The 11101-nt window shown below is 29.1% G+C and carries 8 protein-coding genes; 6 read left to right on the top strand and 2 right to left on the bottom strand.

Annotation, left to right across the window (positions count from 1 at the left end; genetic code table 11):
- Nucleotides 1-267 (top strand): hypothetical protein (locus KGF46_RS19395; RefSeq protein WP_227862249.1); only part of this gene is annotated, 267 nt, incomplete at its 5' end.
- A 549-nt stretch (nt 268-816) separates the two neighbouring features.
- Here KGF46_RS19395 and KGF46_RS19390 read toward each other — a convergent pair.
- Complete coding sequence (locus KGF46_RS19390; RefSeq protein WP_227854903.1) at nt 817-2061, bottom strand: D-alanyl-D-alanine carboxypeptidase family protein; 1245 nt, start codon at nt 2059-2061, stop codon at nt 817-819.
- Between the two features lie 41 nt (nt 2062-2102).
- Nucleotides 2103-4937, bottom strand: a complete 2835-nt coding sequence (locus KGF46_RS19385; protein WP_227830442.1) for a sigma-54-dependent transcriptional regulator — start codon at nt 4935-4937, stop codon at nt 2103-2105.
- A 689-nt stretch (nt 4938-5626) separates the two neighbouring features.
- Here KGF46_RS19385 and KGF46_RS19380 point away from each other — a divergent pair.
- From KGF46_RS19380 to KGF46_RS19360, 5 genes are all read left to right on the top strand, one after another.
- Nucleotides 5627-6388, top strand: a complete 762-nt coding sequence (locus KGF46_RS19380) for a threonine/serine exporter family protein (protein ID WP_227433654.1) — start codon at nt 5627-5629, stop codon at nt 6386-6388.
- Nucleotides 6389-6883, top strand: a complete 495-nt coding sequence (locus tag KGF46_RS19375; RefSeq protein WP_227830441.1) for a threonine/serine exporter family protein — start codon at nt 6389-6391, stop codon at nt 6881-6883.
- A 228-nt stretch (nt 6884-7111) separates the two neighbouring features.
- Nucleotides 7112-8290, top strand: coding sequence for a hypothetical protein (locus tag KGF46_RS19370; protein WP_227830440.1), 1179 nt, complete (start codon nt 7112-7114; stop codon nt 8288-8290).
- Nucleotides 8291-8553: 263 nt separating this feature from the next.
- The gene (locus KGF46_RS19365) at nt 8554-10161 is read left to right on the top strand and encodes an ATP-binding protein (protein ID WP_227830439.1); all 1608 of its coding nucleotides are present in this window, start codon (nt 8554-8556) and stop codon (nt 10159-10161) included.
- Nucleotides 10152-10856, top strand: a complete 705-nt coding sequence (locus tag KGF46_RS19360; protein WP_227830438.1) for a response regulator — start codon at nt 10152-10154, stop codon at nt 10854-10856. The genes KGF46_RS19365 and KGF46_RS19360 overlap by 10 nt, the downstream gene beginning before the upstream one ends.
- The last annotated feature ends 245 nt before the right edge of the window (nt 10857-11101 follow it).

Raw genomic sequence — 11101 nt, 5'->3', positions numbered from 1 at the left:
TCAGGTTCAGTAGCTGGAGCAACAGCAGGAGATAAAGAAATAACAGGATTAACTAGTGGAAAAATCTATAAAGTAACAATGGATGGAAATGTAAAATATACTAAAGCAGATGGAACATTAGGAGAAGAAGCAGATAAAGCAGCATTAACAGGAACATCAATAACAGGATTAGAAAATGGAAAAACGTATAAAGTAGAAGAAGATACTTCAAGTCCTATATCAACAATTGGTCGATTAATAGTCAAGTTCACTAATTTAGTTAAATAATTTTAATATTTTATTATTATTAAAAATATTAATAATAGTATTTTGTCCAGAACATCATTGTAAATGGAACTAATTTAGCAGACTAATTGTAATTTAGAGAATGTAATTTTTATTGTTTATGAATATAATAATTTTTTAAGAAAGATGTATAAATTTACTTAAGGAATCCTAAAAATACAAAAGTATATACTGATAAACATTACTTAGGAGATTTAAAACAAACATGTATCTAAACTAGTTTAATCAATATGAAAGTGTAGTCATTTTAATCTACTTTCAAAATAATTATAAAACTTCACATAATATTCATATGAATTCTCTATTAAATTCACACACAAGAGTTATTATATAAACATAGAAGATAGTAAAACTAGCTTAAAAACATAATATAATACCCTATACAAAATAGTGGCAACTCTCCCTCACATCCTCAATTGTTGCCACTATTTTAATTTTTTTGTAAAAACACAACAACAAAAAACCCCACCATACAGTGGAGCTTTCCATAATTTTCAACTTTCATTCAATCTCTTAACTTTTATCTAAGCACTAAGCCTTAAAACAAACAGAATTTCTGCCTTCAAGCTCTCTATTTATCTTAGCGACCTTAATCTTAATCTTGTCCTTCAAAGGAATACACCCTATATTGCTTTCACTTCTCACATTAACACTTCCAACAAACTTACCAGAATCATTATAATACTTTGCAACACCAACAATATCTCCCTTATTGATAGGATAACTCATACTCTTAAACACTATCTTAGGATTGATATTCTCATTATCTGAAACAACACCATATAAATCTTTATCTACCTTAACTTTTATCTTAAAATCATCAATACCATCAACACAAGGAGTTTCTATAGTATCCCCCTTATGAGCTATTTTTTTAGAATGGAAATTGTCTTTACCATACTTCAATAAGCTAGCAGAAGAAGAAATTCTATTCTTCTTATTACCATCACCAAGTACAACACCTATTAATCTATGATTTCTTTCATTTTTAGCATCTTTAGGTACCATCATAGAAAATGCAAAACAATATCCAGCATTATCTGTATAACCTGTCTTTATTCCATCAACACCAGGAACTGAAACAAGTAGAGGATTTGTATTGTAGTGTGTAAAATCCTTTTTAGTATCATTATAAACTTGCATAGTAGTTATTCTAGTAACCTGACTTTCATAATGGTCATACATATACTTTCCAAGAGTAACTATATCATGAGCTGTTGATATGTTCTCGATAGGAGGCTCTTTACGTTCTGGGTCAGTATATCTAGGAAGACCATTTGGATTAAAATAATACGTATCATGCATTCCTATTTCTTCAGCTTTCTTATTCATCATATCTACAAAATTCTTTTCATCTTTACCAATGTATTTCGCTATGGCCATAGCAGCATCATTTCCAGAAACAAGCATAAGACCTTGCATAAGCTCCCCTAGAGGTATTTCATCGCCATCTTTAAGCTTACAAGTAGAACCTCCAACAGAAGCTGTAGACTTGTCTATTTTTACTATATCAGTTTGTTTAACTTGATTCTTATCTACTGCTTCTATTGCAAGTAAAAATGTCATCATCTTACTTAAGCTAGCTAGAGGCATTTTTTCGTCGCTATTTTTTTCAAATAATATTCTTCTAGTATTTTGGTCTATAAGCAATGCTGCCCTTGAAGAATTTGGGACTGGTGGATTATCTGCAAATGAGAATCCAGGTGTTATAAATGTAAAAATTAATGCAAGTATTGCTAAAAGTTTTACTTTTCTTTTCAAAATTTCATCCTCCATTTCATATACTAATTATGTGCGCAAGATAGGAACTATAGGCTCTATTTATTTAGATATTCATTAATCATATCTATTATATAAGCAATTTCCTCATCTGGTATCGAAATATTAAAGTAAGCTTCAGTTGTTTTAAAAGCTTCTCGTATTAATTCATATAATTTATAATTTTTACCAATTAACTCAGTAATGTTATTATATGGAAAAGTTGTATTTTTAAAACATCTTTCTATCATAAAAGAGCAGTGTAGTATATATCCAAGTTTAAATTTACTCTTAAGGTCTTCGTCTATTAATTCTATTATTGAAAATAATGATGAATTAACATAGTTGAATAATTTAACTGAGTCCAATAATTCTAAGTTCTGAGACATGAAGTTTATTATTAAGCTGTTATATGATAGATTTGTTTCCTTTATATTAGTGATAATATTGGCATTGAATGTACCTTCTATTATCTTGTTTAACATATCAAGGCCATATCCATTTAGAAGTTCTTCTATGTGTATAAATGGAGTGTTAGCAACATTAAAGTCTACACTACCAACAACTGCTAAAATTTTAGTATTACTAAATTTATTCCTATACATTTTAAAACTCTCTATATTATGAGGAACTAAGTTAATATTGTACTTATTGATATTTTTTAGCGAAGAATTTATAAAGTCTGCAACTTTCATAGCTGAACCATAACCTGTTATACAAGTAGTTATTATAGCATAATCTCTCGATTTTTCAGGATAATTTATTTCTGATGAGTCAATTGCAGCTCGTCCAATATATGGATTTAAAGAACTTAAAGAGTTAGCTAACTCATCTAAGGTCATTTCTGGTAGAGTACTTTTTCTTACTGCCTCCAAAACTATTGGAGTAGACACCATTTCAATAGAGCGTGTTTTAATCTTTGTTTTTTCTGAAATAAGTTCTCCAAAAGCTATAAGAGAGCCCATATCTGTTAAAAGGAGTACCCCCTTACCTTCATCACATTCTTTTACCAATTCTATAGCTTTGTCAAGTATAGTACTTACTTTCACATCCAAAGGCATATCAATTGCATTACAATGGTTTGTACCAAGTAGTGAATTGGCTACATCACACATACTGCTAGCTGTTGAATTTCCATGAGCAAGTATTATAACTCCAATACTTTCAGAGTGATTATTAGGCTCAAGGTATGTACTATTTAGAAACATAGATATAAATTTTACTTCATCCTTGGGTAAAGATATCTGTAGGTCGTTTTCAATTATACTTAAAACTATTTTAGCTATATTTAAATCTTTTTCTAAGAAAATTTTATCATTATATAGATTGTACTTAGGATTATATGTATCCTGGTTTATATTTTCTATAAGAGCACTTATATGCATTGAAAGAGCAACATAAGTTTGTTTTGTATATTTATTTCTAGAGATTTTTTCAGCCTCTTTTAAAGAGTGTTCAACAGCATAGTAAATCTTTGGGTTGATTACTTTAAAAATCTCATTACTTGTATAATCAGAATGAGTTACTGATGATACTGAAAGTAATTTTGTAGAGTATTTCTCCATGTAATTTATAAACATACTCCTTATATCATTTTCTAGATAAGGAATCTCTGTAGAGTATCTAAATCCATTGTTTGATGTATCTATATTGTATTTAGATAGTTCTTTTGTATATTCGACCTCTAAGTTGTTACCATTGAATTCATAAAAAAGCATATAATCAAGCTCTGATAATTTATTTAAATTACTGCGATTTTCATTCAACTTTAAAAGACCAGTGTAAATATAGTCAGGAACAAGAGATAAGTCTATTTCTATGTTGTCTTTTAGTTCAGTCTTATAATTTAAAAATGCTCTTGCACTCATAAGTTGTATATCAGACTTAAGTTGACCTATATTACCAAAACAATCATAAAGTAGTAATGATTTAATTACGTCTTTATGAACTCTTATAGTTGCATTAGTATATTTAGATTCTACAATAAAGAAATATTTAATGAGAGATAATCTTTCTTTTAAGGACCTATCCTGTAAAGCAGGTAGATTAATTGTAACAGGAATTCTTCTTAGAAAAGTTCCAAGTAAGGAAGACTGTATATCTTCTGTTGTAGCACACACAATAAAGACTGTAGCTCTATGTACGACATCAGATTCTCCTAATCGTCTGTATATACCTTTATCCATCAAAAGAAAAAGCATCTCTTGGCCTTCTGGGGGTAATCTGTGTATTTCATCTAAAAACAATATACCACCATTAGCCTGTGCAACTATCCCAAATTTATCCTTATTAGCACCAGTAAAAGAACCTTTAACATAACCAAATAAATTACTAAGAAGTAAGTTAGCATTTTCTGCATATTCAGCACAGTTAAATACTACAAATTTACTTTCAGAAGAAAATACTTTGCTTTCTATAGCATATTTGTACATTGTTTCAGCAAATGTACTTTTTCCAACACCAGTAGGCCCTATAAGCAATGTATTAAGACCTTTTGGAGGGTAAAGTATGGCAGATTTAGCTTTTTCTATAGCTAATTTAAGGCTAGAATCATGTCCAAGTAATGTTGAGAAGACATCTTCTGAATCATTTTTAGTTGATTTAAATAGTTCATTACAATTTCTTATAGAATATTCTGAGCTATTTAAGGTACGACCAATCAAATTTTCAATAATACCAGCATGTAAAAATAAAATAGGTTTACCAGATATTTTTACAACTTTCTTTTCATTATATAGATTATTTAATTCTTTACTAGTATTACTTCTATCAAGAGATGAATTGTTAGCAACTTCAAGAGTAGTAAATCCTGTTTTCTCTGATTGTAGGTCTTTTAAAGTTATATTATTACATAACTTATGTAGTGATAATAAAACTTTATCTTTTCTTAACATTATAGTACCCCCTTTCTTTATATTTAAGTTATATTAAATATATTATATAATATATTTAATATTAAAATAAGGTTTATAGTGGATATTTTGTATTTTACTTTTTAATATGTTGTTTTGTGTAGTAGTTGGTGTTAAAATAATAGTTGCATTTATATGAGATATGGATTTTTATGGATTTACATAAGGTATTATGTTGTTATATTAGATAAGTATAAATTTTGTAATGTATGTAGCACTTTTATCTAATGTTCATATAAATATATAAAAACTAATTACTTAAATATACATAAACTAATTATTAGGTTATGAGCAATTTAAAAGTGTACAGATTTAAAATTATAGTTATTGTAAATCGTCAATTGTAGTAGTTTTTAAAGTATTTAATGAAGAATTGGTAAAATGAAGAGTAAATGGAGAGAGAATTTTTTATTGAAACAAAAATAATGAAAAGAAAAATAAGCTTGTAAAATTTAAAGCAGTTATATATCAATGGTTGAAAGTGTCTATGAAATATTAATTCAGCCATTTTATGGTGTAAATAACTTTATAATTTATTTTTGACAAGCATAAAAAACAAATTTTTTCATAAAATCTAAATGTTGGATATTAATTATTTAAAATAGTTTTAAATAATTAATGTATTGTAATAAAATATGAATAATATTATAAAAGAATGGGAGATATGTTTTGTGGATATAGATAGAATTTTAAACTTTTCCTCAAATGCAGGTAAAGCTATGTTGCAAAGTGGAGGAGAAACTTATAGAGTTGAAGAAACGATAAGTAGAATATGCCAATCTTTTGGTATAGAGCATGTAGATGTGTTTGCAACTCCAACGGCTGTAATGGCATCTGTTTTTGTAGATGGGAAACTACATTCAGCAATTAAAAGAATAAGTTCAAGAAGGGTAGACCTAAACTTAGTTCATGAAGTTAACTCATTATCAAGAGCAATCAGTATAAATAATTTAGATATTGAGTTATGTGAGAGGATTTTAGATGAGATAAGTGAAGATAATTATTATTCAGATATAGTAACAATAATTTTTGCAGGTATTGCAGCAGCAACTTTTTCTATATTATTTGGAGGAGATTTAAAAGAATTTATAGCTGCGTTTATGGTGGGAATAATGACTAAATTTGTTATTATGTACCTAAATAAGTCATCACTAAACGATTTTTTTGTAAATGCGATAGGAGCAGTTGTTATAGCTTTTTGTTCTATTGTGATTCTAAAACTTGGATTTATAAAGACTATGGACCATTTAATAGCAGGAGCAATAATGCTTTTGGTTCCAGGACTTGCTTTAACTAATGCGTTAAGAGACTTGTTAGATGGTCAATTGATATCTGGTCTTGCAAAGTTGGCAGAAGTATTTTTTGTAGGTGTATCCATAGCAGTAGGAATGTTTTTGGTACTAGGATTATACTTCAAGTTAGGGGGTATATAAATGAAATTGTTTATAGAAGTAGTAGCAGCTTTTTTTACAGCCTTAAGTTTTGGAGTCTTATTTAATATGAAGGGAAAAAACTTGATAATATCAGGTGTAGGTGGAAGTATAGCTTGGTTTTCGTATAAGTTTTGTTTGAATATGGGTGTATCAGTAAACCTGTGTTTTTTTATAGCTACAGTATGTTTTGCAATATACTGTGAATTATGTGCTAGGATTTATATGACTCCATCGACAACTTTAAGTGTTTGTTGTCTCATAATCTTAGTACCAGGTTATGGAATATATAACACTATGTATTCTGTTTTAACTAATGACTATATTAAGGCAGTAGAGTATGGGGTAAGTACATTATCTTGTGCAAGTTCGATTGCATTGGGGTTAGTATTTATAACTACAGTATTTAGAAGAGTTAATCTGTATGGAATAGTTTCGAAGATAAAAGATAATAAAAAATATAAGAAGAGCATAAATAAAATTAAACCACAGAAATAGAAAAAATTGACTTTTATACCAAAGGGTGATAATATAATAACATAAAATAGAATAAGAATATCTTTTATTAAATTAGATATTCTTATTGTTATAATATCAGTCACGGTTTTTTATTTCAACAAACCGACAACTTGAATCACAGATGTAAGTTTTAGAACTTGTTTTGTATTAACAAATTTGTATTAATGTAGAAACCTTAATTCTAAATTAAAAAGGGGGAAAATCAAAATGGAGAAGCTGTCAGATAAGAGGAGAGTCAAGGCAGTAAGTATGGAAACCTTCGTATTTATTGTACTTTTGGCGGTAGGATTTGGCTATGTAGGCAGTATCATGGGTGCAGGAATGATGTTCAAAGTAATAATGAGCACGGCACATGCACTTTTACTAGACACAGTATTTTTGATAATGGCAATGGCAGTCCTTGCAGGTGCACTTAGTGCATTACTTTCAGAATTTGGAGTAATATCTTTAGTAAATAAGATATTTAAGGGCCTTATGAGACCTATATGGGGGTTACCTGGTGCTAGTATAGCAGGAGTAGTGGCAACTTATTTATCTGATAACCCAGCTATTATACCATTCGCTAAAGACAAAACATTTACACAATACTTTAAAAAATATCAAATACCTGCTTTATGTAACTTAGGAACAGCTTTTGGTATGGGACTTATTGTAACAACTTTCATGATAGCTCAAGGTAAAGAATATGTATTACCAGCTATAATTGGTAACGTTGGAGCAATAATAGGTAGTATTATTAGTGTTAGAATTATGTTGACTTTTACTAAAAAGTATTATAATTATGACCCTAAAAGTGATAATGACAAACAAGCAAGTGTAAACAGTGCAAAGATTGAAGAGTTTAGAGAAATAAGAGATGGTAATGTATTCCAAAGAACATTGGATGCTATACTTGAAGGTGGTAAGCTAGGTGTTGAAATGGGTATGGCTATAATACCAGGAGTTTTAGTAGTTTGTACATTAGTTATGTTATTAACTTTTGGACCATCTACAGACCCTGCTACAGGTCAAGCTGTTTACACAGGAGCTGCATATGAAGGTATAAAATTATTACCTGCTATTGGTGACAAAATCAGTTTTATAATAGAACCATTATTTGGATTTACTTCACCAGAAGCAATAGCATTCCCTGTAACTGCATTAGGTGCTGTTGGAGCAGCAATATCTCTAGTACCAGAATTCATAAAATCAGGTGCTATAACTCCTAATGATATAGCAGTATTTACAGCAATGGGTATGTGTTGGAGTGGATATTTAAGTACACACATTGGTATGATGGATGCTTTAGATGCAAGACCATTAGCTGGTAAAGCGATTCTTTCGCATACAATAGGTGGTTTATGTGCAGGTGTATGTGCCCACTTTATATTTATGCTTGTCGGATAGGAATGTTTTAAAAATCAAATATTAAGATATTATAATTTATTAGATTGAATTGAACTAACAATTTAAATATGTAAAAATTAAATTAGTGATTTAAATATATAAAGGTGCTGTTTTGAAATAGAGATTTATTTTCATTTTAAGACAGCACCTTTTAGTAATTTGAAGGTATTAATTAAATGTATTGATTGAATTTATTATGATAAAATTGTATTATATACATTAGAGTCAATTTAAACAGTAACAATAAGGAGGAATTGTAGTAAATGAAAAAAGAACGACTACATCATGAGGACTTAAAAGAGTATGATTATGATGAAGATGACTATCTCAGTAAGAAAATAATTATTAAGGACTTTATAAAAACTATATTGGTTATGATAATTGCTACTGGAATATCAGTAGCTTTTAAAAAAGTAGGTTTTAATGAATCTAATATTATTTTAGTGTATATATTAGGTGTATTATTTGCTACAAGTATAACACATGGGTATTTTTTTGGAATACTTTCTTCAGTAATAGGAGTGCTATCATTTAATTTTTTCTTTACACACCCATTATATACTTTTATAGCTTATAGAAAAGATTATCCAATGACCTTTTGTATTATGCTTTTGGCAGCAATTATAACAAGTACTTTAACTTCTAGAATAAAAAAAGAAGTAAGACTTTCTCATAAAAGAGAGAAAATGATAAGATTGCTTTATGAAAATAATAAAACACTTCTTAAAGCAAAAAATAAAAATCAAATAATTGAATTTTGTGGGTCTAATTTGGTAAACATGTTAAATAGAACTGTTATAGTAACTATTGCAGATGGTGATAATAATCTAGGTAAGCCAAGTATTTATATTTGTAATAATGACGGAAGTGAGAATATATTCTATTCAGTATTAGAAAAGGAAGCTATAAAAGAGGCTTTTAGAACAGGTGTGCCAGTTGGGATTGGAACAAAATATTGTAAAAATAGTAGTGCTTACTATTTTCCTATAAAAGGTCAAGAATCCAATGTTCTTGGTGTTATAGGTATTGCATGTTTTAAAATTGATATTATTACGGAAAATGAAAAGATATTGTTAGAAGCAGTTTCAACACAAGTTGCATTAGCAATTGATAGAGAAAATCTATTTGAAAAGAATAAAAAAGCTAATCTTGAAACAGAACGAGAGAGGTTAAGAGGAAACTTGCTTAGATCAATTTCTCATGATTTGAGAACTCCACTTACAAGCATACTAGGTTCTTCTTCAACTATACTTGAAAATGATGATGTAATAGATAAAGAAACTAGAGTAGAGCTACTAAAAAATATATATGAAGATACAAGTTGGTTGACTCACTCTGTTGAGAATATACTTAGTATGACCAGAATAGATGAAGGAAAATTGGATATTGAAAAACGTCCAGAGGTTGTAGATGAAATAATTGCGGAATCTATACTAAGAGTTAAAAAATTTGCCAATAGTAGAGAGATACAAACCAATATACCAGATGAAATAATAATAGTTCATGTGGATGTATTATTGATAGAGCAAGTTTTAGTAAACTTAATTGACAATGCTATAAGACATACACCTAAAAATTCTAAGATAGAATTAACTGTAAGTAAAGAAGCTGAAAATGTATTATTTGAAGTGGCAGACAACGGAAAAGGAATACCAAGTGAAGATATTAAGAATATATTTAATAGATTTTATACAAAGAATAAAGCAAGAAATCTTGAAAGAAGAGGGATTGGTCTTGGTTTAGAAATATGTAAGTCTATAGTACAAGCTCATGGTGGAGAAATTATTGCTTTTAATAATCCTTCTGGAGGAGCCACATTTAGATTTAGTATACCTTTAGATAAAGGGGAGGTGAAAGACGAATGGAAGTAAAACCGTTGGTTTTAATTGTGGAAGACGATAGACCAATTTGTAAATTTATAAAAGTGTCTCTGGAAACTCAAAACTATAGATGTGTAGAAACTGACAATGGAGGCACAGCTATATCACTTATACATTCTCTTGACCCAGATTTAATAATTTTAGATTTAGGTTTACCAGATATTGATGGAATTGAGGTAATAGGTAGAGTTAGGGCTTGTGCTAAAAATAATAAAATAATTGTTGTTTCAGCAAGAGAACACGAGAGAGACAAAGTTGAGGCTTTAGATGGTGGAGCAGATGATTATTTGACGAAACCTTTTAGTGTAACAGAACTTTTGGCTAGAGTGCGTGTGGCCCTTAGAAATAAAGTTCAACAAGGTAAGATAAATAGTGATGTTCCTACAACCTTTGAGGTTAAAAATCTAAAGATAGATTATGAAAAGCATGCTGTATCTATTAATGGCGAGGAGATACACTTAACTCCAATTGAATATAAACTTGTTGAATTAATGTCTAAGTATTCAGGGAGAGTTTTAACACATAAATTTATAATAGATAAGGTTTGGGGTAATTACTATGAAAGCGAAAACCAATCTCTTAGAGTTTTTATGGCAAGTATAAGACGAAAAATTGAAAAAAATCCTGCTCAACCAGAGTATATTTTGACTGAAGTAGGAGTAGGATATCGTATGACAGATGAATAAGTATCAAATTAAAAGTATTAGAATCTAAACTAGTAGTAGTATTTTAACTAAATACAAATAGCCATGTGTTCTATAATAAGTAGGAGGAAAGACAGCCTATTAATATTATACTTGCATGGCTATTTTTATCTTTTTATCAAAGATAGGCGAAATATTCCATCCTCAATATAAGTAGGGTGGAGATGTAAGCCTGTAATATAAATTAAAAGGAGGTGAAGAAATGATACAGATGAAAGCTTTTAAGT

Source organism: Clostridioides sp. ZZV14-6153 (assembly GCF_020657855.1).
Taxonomy (GTDB): Bacteria; Bacillota; Clostridia; order Peptostreptococcales; family Peptostreptococcaceae; genus Clostridioides.
This window is presented reverse-complemented; position numbering and strand designations above follow the sequence as displayed.